The following is a 17859-nucleotide window of genomic DNA, read 5'->3' as shown; positions in this document are numbered from 1 at the left end:
AGTATGGTGCCTCCTGGGTGAGGGGGTCAGCTGAGCCTGTTGATGGAATCCCGCATATGATCCACGCTGACGCTGGAATAGCGCTGAACCATTCGCAGCGATTTCCATCCCCCCATATTCATGATGGTGATAAGGTCGATCCCCGCCATCACGCAGTGAGATGCCCAGTGATGGCGCCAGTCATGGACGGTGAAATCCTCGATCCCGGCGCGCGTGCAGGCGGTCGCATGCTGGTTCTTGATCGGGTTGCCACCGGGGATCTTCGCCTTGCGCGTGTCCGAATAGGGTTTGCCAAACCGGTTGAGGAAGACATGGCCATTTGTCGGCTGTCCTCGTTTTTCCCAGATCGGGCGAAGCACATCGAACACGCGAGAATGCATCGGCACCGATTTGATGACAGCGTTCTTGCTGTGGTTGAGCCGGATCGATCTCTCTTTCATATCGACCCCATCGACGCCCCACGGAATCTGCAATGCCGTCTGGATCCGCGGACCCTGGAAAGCCAGCATGGTGATGATTGGCTGGATGTGCGGTGAATAGGCCGCGATCAGCCGATCGCGATCCTCCTTGCTCAGGAAGCGCACCCGCTCATTGTTGAACGGGATTGCCTTGATCCGGAGCGGTGGAAGGTCATGCAGATCGTGATGGACATTGATCGCTGCCTGGAAAACCGAGCGATAGCGGTCCTGACCGCCCGGATCATGGCCGGTCAGGTAAGCCCGGCGAAAATGCTCCCACGCCTGCTTCGGCTCGCGCAGGCTGAAGTCGCCAATGAGACCATTGAGTTTGCCGATGCGCAAGATGTCGGATGCGCAAGGAGGCTTGGCCTTTGACAGATAGCTGTTGAAGGCATCGGCGATAGTTCCTTGAGCGACGAGCGCAGCGGGGCCGAACATGAGTTGGTGGCGCAGCTTCGTTTCATGTTCTGCCATCAGATGAGCTGCGGCGTCGCGGTCGGCTGTCCTTAGGCTGAACTCCTGTACCTCGATATGCTTGTCGCCAAGCGATACCGAGCCTCGCATATGATATATGCCTTTCTTCCCGCGGGTACGGATTGAGAGCATGTGATGTTTTCCAGTCGCATGTAGTTTCGCGCCTCCGCCGCACGGACTTTATCCGCATTCCTGAACGTGGGGCACGCCATGTTTCGTGAAGGTCTGGCGCATTCCGGTGCATGCCCGGCGGTGGCCATGCCGGGCTGGTATAGAATGTTACGAGACCCGAAGGGCTTGTGTCTGTTTCGGAGGATCGCGGGCTCTATGGGGGGCGGAGCCAGCGTGTCGTCTTTTGGGTGCTGGTGAGATAGGCCGCTCTGCCGCGACACGGCATCCCTTTGCTGGCGAGAGATGCATCTTCTGGGCAACTGCCGTAACGACACGTCCTTGGGTCCGCGACGACGCATTATGAGGCTTCGCGAGACCATGTCGGCGAAGCGCTAGCGAATCGGAATCTCGGTGGGTTCGCCCGCCATTTTCATGCCCAAAATTTGCCGAAAGGAGGGCGGATACACCCCAAATTTGCCCAAAAATGCCCTGGGCACGGCAGCGGATCCCATCTCCGTCAGGCAAACAAAAACCCCGCAAAACCATTGGTTTTACGGGGTTTTCGATGGTGGGCGTGGCAAGGATTGAACTTGCGACCCCTGCGATGTCAACACAGTGCTCTACCACTGAGCTACACGCCCACGGGAGTTGCGCCAATAGCGGGGGGTGGTGGGGTGTGCAAGCGCGAAATTCGCTTAAAAGCTAATTCTCTGGACAGGGTGCGCGCAGCCCATATTGTGCGCCGAAAGAGCGGCGGGCCGGAGGCGCATGAAGGACATCCACAACGCAGCGGACGGAGCAGCCGCGCCGCTGCCCTTTTACCGGCAGCTTTACGTGCAGGTGCTCGCCGCCATCGCGATCGGGGTACTGATCGGCCATTTCTTCCCGCAAACGGGCGTTGCGCTCCAGCCCCTCGGCGACGCCTTCATCAAGCTGGTGAAGATGATCATCGCGCCGGTCATCTTCCTTACCATTGTGACGGGCATCGCGGGCATGAAGGAATTGGGCGCGATCGGGCGGGTGGCGGCGAAGGCATTCGCTTACTTCCTCACCTTTTCCACCCTTGCGTTGATCGTCGGCCTGATCGTCGCCAATGTCGTGCATCCGGGCGCGGGGCTGAACATCGACCCGGCGACGCTCGACGCGGGCAAGGTCGCGGAATATCAGCAGCAGGCGCATGACCGGTCGCTCATCGGCTTCCTCATGGACATCATCCCCGCCACGCTGATCTCGGCCGTCGCGGATGGCCACAACATCCTTCAGGTGCTGTTCGTGGCCATATTGTTCGGCATCGCCCTGACCCTGATCGGTGACAAGGCGGACCCGCTGATGCAGGTTCTGGATTCGGCCAGCCACGCGATCTTCAGGCTGGTGGCGATCCTCATGAAGGCCGCCCCCGTTGGGGCACTCGGCGCCATGGCGTTCACCATCGGCAAATATGGCGTAGGCGCTCTTGCGAACCTAGCGGAGCTGGTCGCGACCTTCTATCTCACCTCATTGCTGTTCGTGTTGGTCGTGCTGGGACTTGTCGCCAAACTGGTCGGCTTCAACATCCTGCACCTCATCCGCTATCTGAAGGCCGAACTGCTGCTGGTACTCGGCACCTCCTCATCGGAAGCCGCGCTGCCGAGCCTTATCGAGAAAATGGAGCGGGCAGGGTGCCGCAAGTCCGTGGTCGGGCTGGTCGTGCCGACGGGGTACAGCTTCAACCTCGACGGCACCAACATCTACATGACGCTGGCGGCGCTGTTCATAGCGCAAGCGACCAACGTCCATTTGAGCATCGGCGACCAGATCTTGCTGCTGCTGGTCGCCATGCTGTCGAGCAAGGGCGCGGCGGGCGTCACGGGCGCGGGCTTTATCACGCTCGCCGCCACGCTCTCGATCGTCCCGTCCGTGCCGGTCGCGGGCATGACCCTGATCCTCGGCGTCGATCGGTTCATGAGCGAATGCCGCAGCCTCACCAACTTCATCGGCAATGCAGTCGCGACGGTGGTCGTGTCGGCGTGGGAGAAGGGGCTCGACCGCGATCGATTCGCGGCTGCCATGGCGGGCAGGCCATTGCCTCCGACGCCCGATATGGAAGAAGTCGTCCCCGGCTAAGCGGCGTTCAGTTTAGCTCGCTCATGCTCGTGCTGCCGAAAAGCCGGTCGATCTCCAGCACCAGGTCGCGCAGGTGGAACGGCTTGGACAGCACCTTGGCCTGCGGCACCGCTTTTCCAGCCTTCAACGTCACGGCGGCAAAGCCGGTGATGAACATGATCCGCATGTCAGGCGCAACCGTGGCCGCATGCTGGGCCAGCTCAATCCCGTCCATCTCGGGCATGACGATGTCGGTCAGCAGCAGGTCGAAATGATCGTCGTCGATATGCGGCACGGCCTGCGCGCCGGTGGCGACCGCCACCACCTCATATCCCGACCGCTCCAGCGCGCGGGCGAGATAGACGCGCATGCTGTCATCATCCTCGGCCAGCAAAATTCGAACCATCGCTTGGATCAATCTCGTCTCTGGCCGGTGTCGGCCAATCTCGTGCGGCACCCCTCGCGGGTGGCGCTGCATGCCATTATATGCGACAACCAGCATATATATCCAGCCGGGTAACCATTTTTGCCGCGCCCTGTGGAAGGAGATGATTTGAGTTATTCCGCACCGCGCGCTCCGGCCCAATCCACAGCCTCTCATGATCTCTACGGACCGGACCGCCCGATCGCCCCGGTGGTTATTTCGGTGCCCCATGCCGGGCGCGAATATGCTCCGGCTCTGCTGGGCAGCGCCAGAGTCGCGCCGGACATATTGCGACGGCTGGAGGATCGCTGGGCCGACCTGCTGGCCCATCCGTTGATTGAGCGAGGCTATCATGTGCTTGTCGCGCGCACGCCCCGCGCGATGATCGACCTCAATCGCCATGAACGGGAAATCGATCCCGCGATGGTGACGGGCCTGCCCCGTGACGTCCCCCTTCAGAGCAGCGCAAAGCTGCGTGGCGGCCTGGGCCTTCTACCCCGTCGCCTGCCGGGCGCCTATGAACTGTGGCAGCGGCCCATCGGATGGGACGAAGTCCGTCGCCGGATCGACACGATCCACCGGCCCTACCATGACGCATTGACGCGGATGATGCGCGCGGCGCGCGAAGTCCATGGCCACGCCGTGCTGATCGATCTCCATTCGATGCCGCCGCTCCCCGCTGCCGCTGCCGGACAGCCTGCGCCCAGCGTGGTGCTGGGGGATCGCTTCGGCCGGGCTGCGTCGGCGCGGCTCATGACGCTGGCGGCCGATGTGCTGGAGGGGCATGGGCTGACGGTGGCGCAGAACCATCCCTATGCGGGCGACCATATGATCGAACGCCATGGGCATCCGGCCCACGACTTCTACGCCTTGCAGGTGGAGGTCGACCGCAGCCTTTATCTCGATGCCGCATTGGACAACCCCGGCCCCGGCCTGCCAAGGGTTCAGACGGCCATCAGATCCCTGATCGACGCGCTGGCCAGCGAAGCGCCGCGCGCCGCCTATCCACTCGCCGCGGAATAGCCGCATATGCAAAAGGCCGGGGCGCTGCCTGCACCCCGGCCTTCGCTTGATACCGCTATGCGCGCATCATTCCAGATGCTGATCAGGCAACGCGTGCGTGGGCCTTGAACCCCAAAGGGCATAGAAGAGGATGTAGAGTTCGCAGGCGGCCGTCAGCAGGAAGCTGTTCTGCAAGCCGTAATTGTCGGCGAGCCATCCCTGCACCACCACCAGCGACCCGCCAGCGATTGCCATGATCAGCAGGCCCGAACCCTCTTCGGTCAACGGCCCCAGCCCACGGATGCCCAGGGTGAAGATGGTCGGAAACATGATCGAATGGCCCAGGCCCACCAGGATCAGCGCCCACATGGCGACCGCCCCCTGGCTGAAGACCGCGACCAGCATCACGATGAACGACCCCGTGGCGAAGGCGGCAAGAACCTTGCCCGCGTCCACCTTCTGCATGATCGCCGATCCGACGAAGCGACCGACCATCATGCCACCCCACAGGAAAGTGAGATAACGTCCCGCCTGCTCATGGGTCAGGTTGGCGATGTCAGGCTGGCTGACGAAGTTGACGAAAAGGTTGGCGACGCCGATCTCCGCGATCAGGTAAATGAAGATGGCGGGGATGCCGAACACCAGGTTGCGATGCGCCCAGAGCGAGTGGTTCTTGCGCTCCTCCTTCGCCAGACGCGAGGTGGACGAACCCATGGCGGGCAGGGGAAAGCGAGCGATCACGATCGCCAGCACCAGCAGGACCGCAGCAACCAGCCCGTAGGGCAGGATCACCGATTGCGCATCGGCCAACCGTTCCGCCTGGGTCAGGACGACGTCCGCGCTCGCCGTGCCGCCCTTTGATCGGCCAAGGATCAGATAGGCGCCGAACAGCGGAGCGAGCATCGTACCAGCCGAGTTCATCGCCTGCACCAGATTGAGGCGTGACGACGCTGTCTCCGGCTTGCCGACGACCGCCACATAGGGATTGGCCGCGACCTGCAACAGCGTGATGCCGCTGGCGATGATGAATAGCATGGCCAGTGTGACGCCATAGGATGGCAGGCTTGCCGCCAACATCATGCCCAATGACCCCGCCGCCATGACCAGCAGGCCGATCACCAGCGACTTTTGGTATCCGACGCGCTCGATGAGCTTGGCCGAAGGGATGGATGCCACGAAGTAGGCGATGAACCAGACGGACTCGATCAACGTTGTCTGGGTATAATTCAGTTCGAACACGCTGCGCAGATGCGGCAGCAACGTGTTGTTGATGACGGTGATAAAGCCCCACATGAAGAACAGGCTGGCCAGCAGCGTCAGGGCAGGCCCGTACCGGGTGGCGGGGTGGTCGCCCGCCGTCAGAGTGGCTGATGATGAGGGAGGTGCAGGCATTCATCTTCTCCAACAGGCGCCAACAGGCTTGTGCTGCTTCAATTTGTCCGAGTATATAGCTGCCGGTCGGGCGTCAATATACCCCGGCGGTAAGGGGATCGTATGCAGAGGGGCTGGATCAGCCATGCTTTTCGAACATCGTCGTCCTATTATTTTGCATGTCTGATGGCAAGCGCGTCAGCATGGGCGACCGAAGCCAGCCGCGCTTCCGCAGGACAACTTCCAGACGGCACGGCGGTCGAAGCGATCACGCTCTCTAACGACCACGGCGTTTCGGCCCGCATCCTCACCTATGGCGCGACCTTGCAGTCATTCAGCGGGCCGGATCGTGACGGCAAGCAGGCCGATATACTGCTCGGTTATGATGATCTGGCAGGTTATCTGTCCCGGCCCGATTATTTTGGCGTGACCGTTGGTCGCTATGCCAACCGCATTGGGCGTGGCCGGTTCACTCTGGATGGTCAGACCTACCAGCTGCCCCTCAATGACAAGGGCAATACGCTGCACGGCGGCGGCAAGGGGTTCGACAAGCAGGTATGGAAGGTCGTGTCGGTTCGCCGCGAACCACGGCCCGAAGTCGTCCTCTCCTACAGCAGCCCGAATGGGGAGGCGGGCTATCCCGGCCAGCTTGACACCCGCATCAGCTACGCACTGGACGAAAGCGGCGGCCTGACCATCAGTTACGAGGCGAAGGCGAGCAAGCCCACGATCGTCAACCTCACCAACCATGCCATATTCAATCTGGCGGGCGAGGGGGCGCCGGGCGGCGCCCTTGGTCATCTGCTGACGATACCGGCCAAAGCCTACACGCCCGTCGATGCGGGACTCATTCCCACCGGCGAGATCAGGCCGGTCGCGGGAACGCCGTTCGACTTCCGCGTCCCCCGCCGCGTGGACGATGCGGTGCGCGACGGCGCCGATCAGCAGATCGCCTACGGACGCGGCTATGATCATAATTGGGTATTGGACAAGGGGCAGACGGGAACGCCGGAACTGGCTGCGCGTCTTGAGGACCCTGAGTCAGGGCGCGTGCTTGAAGTGCTGAGCACGGAGCCTGGACTTCAATTCTACTCCGGCAATTTTCTCGACGGGACATTCCTTGGTAAAAACAGTCATCTCTATCGCATGGGCGACGGCTTCGCGCTTGAGCCGCAGAATTTCCCCGATGCGCCCAATCATCCGAACTTTCCTTCGGCCCGGGTCGATCCCGGCAAGCCCTATCGCCACGTCATGATCTATCGCCTCTCGGTAAAGCGCTGACCCATGGCGCAGTGGCAACTCATCAAACGCGATATTCGCGACCAGCTGGGCGAGGGCACTCTCTGGTCGGCGCGCGACAATGCCGTCTATTGGACCGACATCATCGCCCCCGCGCTCAATCGGCTGTCGCTGACGGATGGCCGCATCGACCGCTGGACCATGCCGGAGCCGATCGGCTGGGTTTCCGAGCGACAGGGCGGCGGCTTCATCGCCGGATTGCAGAGCGGCTTCGCGCGGCTTTCCCTTGATCCGCTGACGATCGAGCCGTTCGCCGACCCTGAACAGCATTTGCCCGGCAATCGCATGAACGATGGCAAGGCGGATGCACAAGGGCGCATCTGGTGTGGCACGATGGACATGGCGGAGAAGGAGGATAGCGGGGCCTTCTACCGGCTGGATCCGGACGGTCGCTGGACCCGGATGGACAGCGGCTATCGCGTCCCCAACGGCCCTGCCTTTTCTCCTTGCGGCAACTGGCTCTATCACACCGACAGCGCGCGCCGCACTGTCTACCGCTTCGCCCGCACCGAAGGCGGCGGCCTTTCCGCGCGAGAAGTCTTCATCCAGTTCGGCGACGCGGACGGCTATCCCGACGGCATGACGGTGGATGCCGAAGGACATCTCTGGATCGCGCATTGGAGCGGCAGCCGCATCAGCCGCTTCACGCCCGACGGCAAGCTCGACCGCGCCATCGCCTTGCCCGCGCAGCAGGTGACGAACATCTGCTTTGCAGGCCCCGCGCTCGATCGCATGTTCGTGAGTTCGGCGGCCGTCGGATTGCCCGACAGCGACTATGACGGCGGCCTGTTTGAGGTCGATGCCGGTGTGAAGGGTTTGCCGACGCCGCTTTATGCGGGTTAGGCTGCGGGCGGCGCAGAACTTTCCCGCTGCACCAGCTCGAAATCGAACTGCGGCGCCTTGGCGGGGCGATTGATCAGCGCGTCGATGACGGCTGCCCCCATCTGCGCCAGCGGTTGCCGCACGGTCGTGAGCGGCGGCCAGGCCGTCGCGCTGGCGGGCGTATCGTCGAACCCGACAACCGAAAGATCGTCCGGCACCCTCAAGCCCCGCTGCCGCGCCAGTTGCAGAACGCCCAGCGCCATGTCGTCGTTGGTCGCAAAGATCGCGGTCGGCGGCTCTGCCAGCCCCAACAGCCTCTCACCCGCCGCGATCCCCGACGGATAGTCGAACCCGCCCTCGACGAACAATTCAGGCTCCTCAGCCAGCCCCGCTGCCGCCAGCCCCTCGCGGAACCCGTCCACGCGATGCGTCGCCGCCTCATGGCCGGGCGGGGGCGTGATAACGCCGATCCGGCGATGACCCAGGCCAAGCAGATGATCGGCCACCATCCGTCCCGCAGCCCATTCCGGCGTCACAATATTCAGGCTCTGCGCCCCATTCGGCCCCGCGATCCGCGCGCAGGGCAATTTCTTGCCAGCAAGCCATTCCAGCACGGCGGGATCGTCGGACAGGGGAGGCGCCAGGAATACGCCATCCGGACGCAGCGCCGCCGCCAGCCCCTCCAATATGTCGAACCGCTCCTCACCCGCCAGCGGGATCAGCTCGACCACCAGATGATAGCCCAGTTCCCGGCACCGGTTGACGGCACCCGCCTGAATGCCGCTGATGTAGCTTGCCACCGGATTATTGTAGAGGAAGGCGATCATGAACGACCGACCGCCAGCCAGCCTCCGCGCGGACTGGTTCGGGCGATAGTCCAGCTCCGCTATCGCCGCGGTCACCCGGTCCCGCAGTTCCTCGCTGACATTGGGCGCCTTGTTGACCACGCGCGAGACCGTCTTGATCGAAACGCGCGCCAGTGCCGCCACGTCATTGATGCTGGCCATGAAACTCCCGGCGAATTGCGCCCAATCCTGTGTGACAGCCCCATTGCATCTTTCCGGCCTTGGCACGGAAAGGCCGCCCGGCACAAGGCTGAGGCGCAGGGGCCAAGGATCGCGTCCGGATTTTCGGCTCAAGACAGCAAAAAGGGACTTGATCGATCATCGCAAATGTCTAAAGAAAGACAGCGTTGTCATTCCTTGAATGGCGATGAGGTCATCCCGGACAGCTACGGGCTACTGCACGAGCACGCGGCTGTCCGGGATGCGCTTTCCCAACATCACTGAAAACCTCGGCGGGCATCTGGCGCGGGCGATCCATGTCCGCCATGCCGCCTCCCGGCCATTTTGCTGAACGCCGCGAATCGCTCGTTCTACCTCGGCGTGATCATAGCCGATTGCCCGCTTCGCCGCCCTGACCTTCATCAACCCCCGTTTATGCAATCAGGGTTAAGAGCTTTTCACCATTTTGCGGCAATTCGGGTGGTTGGCGGTTCAAAAACAACGCGTTATGCTGGGGCGTCCCATTCCCCGAAGGCTGTTTTGTTGGACATGTTGCTGCCCGCTCAAGACGCTCCTCACCGATGTACGCCATTGTTCGCGGCAGCGGAGCGTCTGGCGAACGCCCGTTCGCTGGAGGACGTGGTGGAAGTCGTGCGGACGGCGGCGCGTGTCATCGCAGGGGCGCAGGGCATCACGGTCGTGCTGGCGGACGGCGATGACTGCCTCTATGTCGCCGAAGATGCCGTCGAACCGCTGTGGAAGGGGCAAAGGTTCCCGCGTTCAGCCTGTGTTTCCGGCTGGGTGATGACTCATGGGGAGGCGGCGGTCATCCCCGATATTTTCGCCGACGCGCGCGTTCCCCATCAACTGTATGCGGACACTTTCGTCCGCAGCATGGTGATGACGCCGGTCGAAACCGGATCGCAGCCGATGGCGATCGGCGCCTATTGGTCGCGCGCAAATGCGCCGGACGATTTCTCGGTCGATTTGCTCGGCCAGCTTGCCCGGCTTGTCGGGGCCGCCGTGCGCAATGTGTCGTTGCAGACTTCGTTCGAGATCATCAATCGCATAGGCGCCGCCGTCGCGGCCGAGTCCAATCTGGACATAGTCGTTCAGACGATCACCGACGCCGCAGTGGAACTGACCGGCGCTGAATTCGGCGCCTTTTTCTATAATCTGATCGACCAGCAGGGTGAGAGCTACATGCTCTACAGCCTCTCGGGCGTTCCAAGGGAAGCCTTTGCCAACTTCCCCATGCCCCGCAACACGGCCGTTTTCGCGCCCACTTTCCTGGGCGAGGGCATCGTCCGGTCCGATGACATCCGGCAGGACGCCCGTTACGGCCACAATGTCCCGCACAGGGGCATGCCGCCCGGCCACTTGCCGGTCACCAGCTATCTCGCGGTGCCGGTCATCTCGCAAAGCGGTGAAGTGCAGGGCGGCCTCTTCTTCGGTCATCATCTGCCCGGCCGCTTCACGGCTGAACATGAAAAAATCATGGCCGGGGTCGCCGGGCACGCATCGATCGCCATCGATAATGCCCGCCTCCACCATAAGGCGCAGCGGGAAATCGCGGCGCGAACGGTGGCGGAAGGGGAATTGCGCCAGCTGAACGCCACGTTGGAACAGCGTATCGAACAGCGCACCGAGCAGATCCGCGCCGCCTTCCGCGAACTGGAACAAAGCGAGCGGCGCTTCGGCCTGCTGGTTCAGGGCGTGACCGATTACGCCATGTGCATGCTGGATGCGAACGGCACGATTACTAACTGGAATGCCGGGGCGGAACGGATCAAGGGCTATACGGCCCATGAAATCGTCGGGCATCACTTCTCCTGCTTCTACACTGATCCGGACCAGCAAGCGGGCATGCCAGCCCACACCCTTCAGGTCGCGGCCAGCGCCGGGCGGTTTGAGGCTGAAGGCTGGCGGGTGCGTAAGAACGGGTCCGAATTCTGGGCCAGCATCATCGTCGACGCCATTCATGACGATCAGGGTCGTCTGATCGGCTTTGCAAAGGTGACGCGCGACCTCACCGAAAAACGGGCGGTCGAGGATCAGCTACGTCAGGCGCAGAAGATGGAGGCGGTGGGACAACTCACCGGCGGCATCGCGCATGATTTCAACAATCTGCTGACCGTCATTAACGGCAATATCGAATTGGCGCAGCGCAATCTGGAAACGGGATCGGACCCGGCCAAGATCAGCCGCGCGATCGCCAATGCGCGGCAGGGGGCGGAGCGTGCGGCGTCGCTCACCCAGCGGCTGCTCGCCTTTTCCCGGCGGCAACCCTTGTCGCCCAAGCCGCTGTATCTCGACCGGGTGGTGGACGGGCTTTCCGATCTGCTGAAGCGTGCCCTTGGCGAACTCATCCAGTTGGAAACGGTCAGCGGCCCTCATCTATGGCTGGTAGAAGCCGATCCCAACCAGATAGAAAGCGCGCTGCTGAACCTCGCGGTGAATGCGCGCGACGCCATGGCTGATGGCGGGACGCTGACGATCGAAACCGGCAACGCTCATCTGGACAGCGGCTATGCCGCCGCTTGTGGCGACGTGACGCCGGGCAATTATGTGATGATTGCGGTCAGCGACACCGGCACCGGCATGGCGCCGCCGGTGCTGTCGCGTATTTTCGAACCCTTTTTCACCACCAAGGAAATCGGCCGGGGCACGGGGCTCGGCCTCAGTCAGGTCTACGGCTTCGTCAAGCAATCGGGCGGCCATGTCGAAGTGCTGTCGAAACAGGGGCAGGGGACCACGGTAAAAATCTACCTGCCGCGCTTTATCGGAGAGGCGGATGAGGCGCAGGAGGAAAAGGCCGCCCAGCACGACCTGTCAGCCAATGGGGAAACCATATTGGTGGTGGAAGATGACGACGGCGTGCGTGCCTATTCCGTCGAAATCCTGTGCGAACTTGGCTACCGGGCTCTGGAGGCAGCCGACGGCAACGCTGCACTGCGCCTGATCGAAGCGGAGGATCAGCCGATCGACCTGCTGTTCACCGATGTGGTCATGCCGGGAATGTCCGGCAAGGAGTTGAGCGACAAGGCCCGCGCATTAAGGCCCGACCTCAAAATCCTCTATACCAGCGGCTACACCCGCGATGGCTTCCTGCGCGACGGAAAGCTGGACCCCGACATCGCCTTGCTCGCAAAACCCTTCACGCTACAGGAACTGGCAAGCCGCCTACGCGACCTCATCGATCAAAGCTGATCAGGAGCCAAAAAGCTCCCGGTTGCCCCACAACCTCCGTTCGCCCTGAGCCTGTCGAAGGGCTCTACTTCCTATAAGAAGAAAGGTCATGCTTGGCCCGGCATGTGGGGAGCGGGGTTCAGGGGATCAGGATTTTATTGGCGCAGAAGCGTAGGGGTAGGGGGTTGGGCGGTGCCCCGCATCGAAGGCGAGGCTGGCGCGAGAGCGATCGGGGTTTGCCCCCGGCGGGAGGCGCGTGGGTCGAAAGCCCCGAATTCCTCTGCGATCTCTGCGTCTCTGCGCGGACAAAGATGGTTGCTCTCGCCATGCGGCGGCACTCAATGCTCTAAGAACCCACCCCCGGCCCCGAAAGCGCAACATCCATATCCGCCAGAGCCAGCCGCAACAGTTCCGCCATCGCCGATCGCGCCCCGTCCGCATCCCGCAAAGCAATCGCATCGAACACAGCGCGATGATCCGCAAAAGGATCGCGTGGCGACGACTTCTTCCGCTGTTTGAATGTCGTGGTCCAGCTGACCGCCGCGCCCACCGAACTCGCCAGCGCAGCCAGGGCGTCATTTTGCGTCGCGGCAAGGATAGCGTGGTGAAAACGCTGGTCGGCCGCGCGTCCTTCTTCGGACGAAAGGCCATGATCGCGCATGCTCATCAACGCCTGTTCCATCGCCGAAAGCTGCGCATCGGTGCGCCGCCGCGCCGCCAGTTCCGCCGCTGCCGGTTCTATGAGGCCGCGCAGTTCAAACAGATCGCGGACAAAGGCCGGGTCGGGTTCTCCCGCGAACATCCAGGCGAGCATCTCCGGGTCCAGCACATTCCAGCGGATGCGCGGCAGGACGCGCGTGCCCGCCTTGGGTCGGCTTTCCAGCATGCCCTTTGCCACCAGAATGCGCACCGCTTCCCGATAGGCTGTGCGGGATACGCCCAGCCGTTCGGCGGCCTCGATCTCGCCTTCGAAAACATCGCCGGGCTTGTGGACTCCCGCGACGATGGCGGTGCCAAGCTGCCGGGCAATGGCCTGATGGATGCGAAGCCCGCCTTCCTCATGTCCGAACTTGCGTTCGGCTGGATGCCGGTCTTCCCTCCCCAATGCCATGCTCCTTTTGTCTAATCGTCGAACGCCGCCGTAGGGCAATGCTTGCCGCAAAGGAAGGCGTCAGCCACCAGTCGCAGGGGGCTGGTATCCGCCTCGATCGCGCCCCGGCCCACCAGCTCGACGAACAGGCGGTACATATCGGGATATTCATGGTCGGGCGCCTGCACCATGACGTCCCCGTTCAGCGTCAGGCGGTTTCCGCCTTCTGACAGGATCAGCGCGCCATCGTCCGTCTCGACGGCAATGTCCCATGTCTGCGGACCGGTTTGTCGCCAGTCAAACGCTGCATCGATCGGCGCGCCCGATGCGCTCGCCATCTTCAGGGCGGCGGCGATCGGGGCATCCTTATTGGATGGAACGTCCAGGCTGGCGGACAGCATTGTCACCGGCTCCGGCATGATTTCGGTCAGGATCGACAGCGCGTTGATGCCCGGATCGAACACGCCAAAGCCGCCCGCTTCCCAAATCCACGGCTGTCCCGGATGCCAGTGCCGCACATCTTCGCGCCACTCGATCGATACGCGCGTGACCTTGCGCACGGCGAGCCATGCCTTTGCCTGCGCCACGGCGGCGGCATGGCGACTGTGCCAACTCGCATAGAGCGTCACGCCCTGCGCCTTCGCTAGGGCGATCAGCGCCTCTACCTCCGTCACCGTAGCGCCGGGGGGCTTTTCCAGAAATACATGCTTGCCCGCGAGGATCGCCTTGCGCGCGGCCTCATACCGCACCTGCGGCGGCTGGCACAGGATCACCGCATTCATGTCCGGCTCGCCCGCCAGCATCGCGTCGAGCGTGGGATAGTTGTTCACCCCATCCGCCCGCGCATTCCGGCTGGCGACCGCCACCAGATCGATGCCGCTTGTCTGTTCGATAGCGGGCAAATGCTGGTCGCGGGCGATCTTGCCCAGCCCGACCAGCCCCGCCTTGATGATCCCGCTCATGCCGCTTCCCTTATCTCTTAGTGATTGTCGCGCGGCAGGCCCTGAGTCTGGGCAATCCGCTGGAATTTCTCCGCACCCTCCAGGATCGCGCCCTTGTCCAGCTGCCCCACCAGCGCCCGCTGAATCTCCTGCCACGGCGTCTGCGAAGCGGGATAAGGATACCCCCCCTCTGCCCGCAGCGCCGCGCGCCGCGCCTCCAGCTCCTCGTCCGGGATCAGCACATTCACCGTCCGCGCCTCCAGGTCCATCCGCACCCGGTCCCCGGTCTTCAGCAGCGCCAGCCCGCCCATCGCCGCGGCCTCCGGCGAGGCGTTGAGGATCGAAGGGCTACCCGACGTCCCCGACTGCCGCCCGTCGCCGATGCAGGGCAGGGCGGACACGCCTTCGGTGATCAGGTAAGCGGGCGGCCGCATGTTCACCACCTCCGCCGCGCCCGGATAGCCGATCGGCCCCGCGCCGCGCATGAACATCAGCGTATCGGGCGTAATGCCCACCGCCGGATCATCGATCCGCGCATGATAATCCTCCGGCCCGTCGAACACGACCGCAGGCCCCTCAAAAGCATTAGGATCGGCCGGGTTGGACAGGTAACGCTGCCGGAACTCCTCACTGATAACGCTCGTCTTCATGATCGCCGCGTCGAACAAATTGCCCGACAGAACGAGGAAACCCGCTTCCTCCTTCAAAGGCTGGGCGAAAGGCCGGATGACATTCTCATCCTCGATCGCCACCCCTCGGCAATTCTCGCCCATCGTCCGCCCGTTGACCGTCATCGCGCCCTCGCGGATCAAGCCCTGCGCGATCAGCTGCCCCACCACAGCAGGCACGCCCCCGGCATGATAATAATCCTCGCCCAGATACTCGCCCGCCGGTTGCAGGTTCACCAGCAGCGGCACATCATGCCCCACCGTCTCCCAATCCTTCAGCGGCAGTTCGACGCCAACATGTCGCGCGATCGCCGCCAGATGGATCGGCGCATTGGTCGATCCCCCGATCGCCGAGTTGACCAAGATCGCGTTATGAAAGGCATCCAGCGTCAATATGTCGGACGGCTTCAGATCCTCCGCCACCATCTCCACGATCCGCTTGCCCGTGCGCCACGCGGCCTCCTGCCGATCGCGATAGGGCGCCGGAATAGCCGCCGATCCCGGCAGCATCATCCCCAGCGCCTCGGCCAGCGAGTTCATCGTCGTCGCCGTGCCCATCGTGTTGCAATAGCCGGTCGAGGGCGCCGACGAAGCCACCAGCTTGATGAAGCCCTCATCATCGATCTTCCCCGCCGCCAGCAGCTGCCGCGCATGCCAGACGATCGTGCCCGACCCCGTCCGCTGCCCCTTGTGCCAACCGTTCAGCATCGGCCCGACCGACAGCGCGATCGCGGGAATATTGACCGTCGCCGCCGCCATCAGCAGCGCAGGTGTCGTTTTGTCGCAGCCCGTCGTCAGCACCACCCCATCGATCGGATAGCCGTACAGCGCTTCGACCAGCCCCAGATAGGCAAGGTTGCGGTCCAGACCCGCCGTCGGCCGCTTGCCCGTCTCCTGGATCGGATGCACCGGAAACTCCAGCGCGATCCCGCCCATCTCGCGAATCCCCTCGCGGATGCGCTCGGCCAGCACCAGATGGTGCCGGTTGCAGGGCGAAAGGTCGCTCCCCGTCTGCGCGATGCCGATGATCGGCTTGCCACTGCGCAGTTCCTCCAGGCTCAGCCCGAAGTTCAGGTAACGCTCCACATAGAGCGCCGTCATGTCGATATTGTCGGGATTGTCGAACCAGGCGCGGCTGCGCAATTTCCGGTTGGGCTGAGACGAAGCGGCCATGAGAGTTCCTGAAAGACATGAGGTGCGCGATGCATTGACGCTATCGACCGTTGCATATACTCATACAAATAAGCAGACAAGAACGGAAATGACTTCAGCATGAGCAGCTATGATGTCGTTGGCGACTGGGGCACCAGCCGCCTGCGCCTCTTCCGCATGGAGCAGGGGCAAGTCACCGCCCGCCGCGAAGGTCCCGGCATTGCCGAAGCGGGCGCGAACGCCGCGCAAGCCTTCGCGCAAACCATCGCCCCCTGGCTGGAAGATGGCGCGCCCGACAGCATACGCCTGTGCGGCATGGCGGGCGCACGCGATGGCTGGGTGGAGGCGCCCTATGCCGACTGCCCCGCCACCGCGCAGCAATGGCGCGCCGCCGCCATGCGCTTCGACTGGCAAGGCGCTCCCGTCACGATCCTCGCGGGCCTGGCCTGCACGGACAAGGAGGGCGTGCCCGACGTCATGCGCGGTGAAGAAACCCAAATCTTCGGCGCAATGCATCGGAATCCCGATCTTGCACAAGGCCGCCACCTCATCGTCCTGCCCGGCACCCACAATAAATGGTCGCTGGTGGAGGAAGGCCGCATCATCAGCTTCCGCACCGTGCCCACCGGCGAACTCTTCGCCCTGCTGCGTGATCACTCCACCCTCGGCCCCAAATCCGCTCCCACCGAAGCCGCCGAAGAGGCGAAAGGTTTCGCCGAAGGCCTCGACGGGGCAGGGGAGGGCCGCCTCCTCACCAACCTCTTCGCCGCCCGCGCCAAGCGTTTGCGCGCCGGACGCTCCCCCGATTGGGCCGCTGGCTATATCTCCGGCCTGCTCATCGGCTGCGAAATAGCCGAAGTGCGCGCCATGCTCGGCGAAGTAAGCGGCATCACCCTCATCGGCGACCAGCGCCTTTGCGCCCGCTATGCAGAGGCGCTGGAGGCACAGGGCCTTGCTTCCCGATCTTTGAGCGGCGACGATTGCGTCCTCGCTGGCCTCACCCTTCCGGAGAATGCTGCATGACCCTCGATTCCCTTCTTGCAGCCGGAGCGCCCCCCATCGCCGCTATCCTGCGCGGCCTTCGCCCCGAAGAAGCGGTGGAAATCGGCGCGGCTCTCATCGATGCGGGCATCCGCATTATCGAAGTGCCGCTGAACTCGCCCGAACCCTTCGAAAGCATCACCGCGCTCCAACAGGCGTTCGGCGCGACCGCGCTGATCGGCGGCGGCACCGTGCTGACGGTCGAAGCGGTAGACGACCTGCGCCGTACGGGCGGCCGCATCATGGTCACGCCCAATACCGACCCGGCCGTCATCGCCCGAGGCGCGCAATATGGCTTCGACATGCTGCCCGGCTTCATGACCCCCAGCGAAGGCTTTGCCGCCGTCCGCGCTGGCGCCCGCCGCCTGAAACTCTTCCCGGCCGCCAGCCTCGGTCCCGCCTATATAAAGGCCATCAAGGAAGTTCTGCCGCGCCATGTCGGCCTCTGGGCGGTGGGCGGCACAGGCGCTGACACGATCGGCCAATGGCTTGGCGCAGGCTGCGAAGGCATCGGCGTCGGCGGCGCGCTATACCGCCCCGGAGACAATGCCGCGACGGTGGCGGAACGCGCGAGGGCGTTGGTCGCCGCGTGGCGTGCCATTGGTTAGGCGCGCTCCCGCTCCCTCCCTTAGAGATTCGTGCTCCTGCGAAGGCAGGAGCCCAGTTCAAACCTCGCCGCTGGGCTCCTGCCTTCGCAGGAGCACGGGTAACCCCCATTCAGGCTGAGCAAA

At 63.3% G+C, this 17859-nt stretch carries 14 protein-coding genes and 1 tRNA gene; 7 read left to right on the top strand and 8 right to left on the bottom strand.

Annotated features, from left to right (window positions below):
* Positions 1–26: 26 nt before the first annotated feature.
* A complete protein-coding gene (locus ACZ5TB_RS07380; RefSeq protein ID WP_464790710.1) occupies positions 27–1064 on the bottom strand; it encodes a tyrosine-type recombinase/integrase in 1038 nt (345 codons plus the stop codon).
* Between the two features lie 545 nt (positions 1065–1609).
* Positions 1610–1684 (bottom strand) — tRNA-Val (locus ACZ5TB_RS07375).
* A gap of 127 nt (positions 1685–1811) precedes the next feature.
* Between ACZ5TB_RS07375 and ACZ5TB_RS07370 the strand changes: the two genes are divergently transcribed.
* The gene (locus ACZ5TB_RS07370) at positions 1812–3146 is read left to right on the top strand and encodes a dicarboxylate/amino acid:cation symporter (protein ID WP_464777886.1); all 1335 of its coding nucleotides are present in this window, start codon (positions 1812–1814) and stop codon (positions 3144–3146) included.
* Positions 3147–3153: 7 nt separating this feature from the next.
* Here the strand turns inward: ACZ5TB_RS07370 and cpdR are convergent, their stop codons facing one another.
* The gene (gene cpdR / locus ACZ5TB_RS07365) at positions 3154–3531 is read right to left on the bottom strand and encodes a cell cycle two-component system response regulator CpdR (protein WP_449473629.1); all 378 of its coding nucleotides are present in this window, start codon (positions 3529–3531) and stop codon (positions 3154–3156) included.
* 147 nt (positions 3532–3678) lie between these two features.
* On the opposite strand from cpdR, the gene ACZ5TB_RS07360 reads away from it, so the two are divergent.
* Complete coding sequence (locus tag ACZ5TB_RS07360; protein ID WP_464777885.1) at positions 3679–4572, top strand: N-formylglutamate amidohydrolase; 894 nt, start codon at positions 3679–3681, stop codon at positions 4570–4572.
* A 66-nt stretch (positions 4573–4638) separates the two neighbouring features.
* Here the strand turns inward: ACZ5TB_RS07360 and ACZ5TB_RS07355 are convergent, their stop codons facing one another.
* On the bottom strand, positions 4639–5943 hold the full coding sequence (locus ACZ5TB_RS07355; RefSeq protein ID WP_464790709.1) for a sugar MFS transporter: 1305 nt from the start codon (positions 5941–5943) through the stop codon (positions 4639–4641).
* A gap of 165 nt (positions 5944–6108) precedes the next feature.
* On the opposite strand from ACZ5TB_RS07355, the gene ACZ5TB_RS07350 reads away from it, so the two are divergent.
* Both ACZ5TB_RS07350 and ACZ5TB_RS07345 read left to right on the top strand, forming a co-directional pair.
* Positions 6109–7203, top strand: coding sequence for an aldose epimerase family protein (locus ACZ5TB_RS07350; RefSeq protein ID WP_464790708.1), 1095 nt, complete (start codon positions 6109–6111; stop codon positions 7201–7203).
* 3 nt (positions 7204–7206) lie between these two features.
* Entirely contained in the window at positions 7207–8064 is an 858-nt protein-coding gene (locus ACZ5TB_RS07345) for an SMP-30/gluconolactonase/LRE family protein (RefSeq protein ID WP_464790707.1), read from the top strand.
* On the opposite strand, the gene ACZ5TB_RS07340 is transcribed toward ACZ5TB_RS07345, so the two are convergent.
* Positions 8061–9050, bottom strand: coding sequence for a LacI family DNA-binding transcriptional regulator (locus ACZ5TB_RS07340; RefSeq protein WP_464790706.1), 990 nt, complete (start codon positions 9048–9050; stop codon positions 8061–8063). The genes ACZ5TB_RS07345 and ACZ5TB_RS07340 overlap by 4 nt on opposite strands.
* Before the next feature lie 588 nt (positions 9051–9638).
* Here ACZ5TB_RS07340 and ACZ5TB_RS07335 point away from each other — a divergent pair.
* Positions 9639–12257, top strand: a complete 2619-nt coding sequence (locus ACZ5TB_RS07335; RefSeq protein ID WP_464790705.1) for a GAF domain-containing protein — start codon at positions 9639–9641, stop codon at positions 12255–12257.
* 325 nt (positions 12258–12582) lie between these two features.
* Here the strand turns inward: ACZ5TB_RS07335 and ACZ5TB_RS07330 are convergent, their stop codons facing one another.
* From ACZ5TB_RS07330 to ACZ5TB_RS07320, 3 genes are read right to left on the bottom strand one after another with little or no spacing between them, the layout of a single operon-like run.
* On the bottom strand, positions 12583–13347 hold the full coding sequence (locus tag ACZ5TB_RS07330) for a FadR/GntR family transcriptional regulator (RefSeq protein ID WP_464777880.1): 765 nt from the start codon (positions 13345–13347) through the stop codon (positions 12583–12585).
* Positions 13348–13358: 11 nt separating this feature from the next.
* On the bottom strand, positions 13359–14288 hold the full coding sequence (locus ACZ5TB_RS07325) for a Gfo/Idh/MocA family protein (protein ID WP_464790704.1): 930 nt from the start codon (positions 14286–14288) through the stop codon (positions 13359–13361).
* A gap of 17 nt (positions 14289–14305) precedes the next feature.
* On the bottom strand, positions 14306–16108 hold the full coding sequence (locus ACZ5TB_RS07320) for an IlvD/Edd family dehydratase (RefSeq protein WP_464790703.1): 1803 nt from the start codon (positions 16106–16108) through the stop codon (positions 14306–14308).
* Positions 16109–16207: 99 nt separating this feature from the next.
* Between ACZ5TB_RS07320 and ACZ5TB_RS07315 the strand changes: the two genes are divergently transcribed.
* Positions 16208–17110, top strand: coding sequence for a 2-dehydro-3-deoxygalactonokinase (locus ACZ5TB_RS07315; RefSeq protein WP_464790702.1), 903 nt, complete (start codon positions 16208–16210; stop codon positions 17108–17110).
* Positions 17107–17736 (top strand): 2-dehydro-3-deoxy-6-phosphogalactonate aldolase, encoded by a 630-nt coding sequence (locus ACZ5TB_RS07310; RefSeq protein WP_464790701.1) that lies wholly within the window; start codon positions 17107–17109, stop codon positions 17734–17736. The genes ACZ5TB_RS07315 and ACZ5TB_RS07310 overlap by 4 nt, the downstream gene beginning before the upstream one ends.
* Positions 17737–17859: the final 123 nt, after the last annotated feature.

The organism is Sphingobium sp. TomTYG74, assembly GCF_055393875.1.
This window is presented reverse-complemented; position numbering and strand designations above follow the sequence as displayed.

Coding starts and splice junctions, on each gene's coding strand:
- ACZ5TB_RS07380 (WP_464790710.1), bottom strand. CDS start 1,064: ATGCTCTCAATCCGTACCCGCGGGAAGAAAGGCATATATCATATGCGA.
- ACZ5TB_RS07370 (WP_464777886.1), top strand. CDS start 1,812: ATGAAGGACATCCACAACGCAGCGGACGGAGCAGCCGCGCCGCTGCCC.
- cpdR (WP_449473629.1), bottom strand. CDS start 3,531: ATGGTTCGAATTTTGCTGGCCGAGGATGATGACAGCATGCGCGTCTAT.
- ACZ5TB_RS07355 (WP_464790709.1), bottom strand. CDS start 5,943: ATGCCTGCACCTCCCTCATCATCAGCCACTCTGACGGCGGGCGACCAC.
- ACZ5TB_RS07350 (WP_464790708.1), top strand. CDS start 6,109: ATGGCAAGCGCGTCAGCATGGGCGACCGAAGCCAGCCGCGCTTCCGCA.
- ACZ5TB_RS07345 (WP_464790707.1), top strand. CDS start 7,207: ATGGCGCAGTGGCAACTCATCAAACGCGATATTCGCGACCAGCTGGGC.
- ACZ5TB_RS07340 (WP_464790706.1), bottom strand. CDS start 9,050: ATGGCCAGCATCAATGACGTGGCGGCACTGGCGCGCGTTTCGATCAAG.
- ACZ5TB_RS07330 (WP_464777880.1), bottom strand. CDS start 13,347: ATGGCATTGGGGAGGGAAGACCGGCATCCAGCCGAACGCAAGTTCGGA.
- ACZ5TB_RS07325 (WP_464790704.1), bottom strand. CDS start 14,288: ATGAGCGGGATCATCAAGGCGGGGCTGGTCGGGCTGGGCAAGATCGCC.
- ACZ5TB_RS07320 (WP_464790703.1), bottom strand. CDS start 16,108: ATGGCCGCTTCGTCTCAGCCCAACCGGAAATTGCGCAGCCGCGCCTGG.
- ACZ5TB_RS07315 (WP_464790702.1), top strand. CDS start 16,208: ATGAGCAGCTATGATGTCGTTGGCGACTGGGGCACCAGCCGCCTGCGC.
- ACZ5TB_RS07310 (WP_464790701.1), top strand. CDS start 17,107: ATGACCCTCGATTCCCTTCTTGCAGCCGGAGCGCCCCCCATCGCCGCT.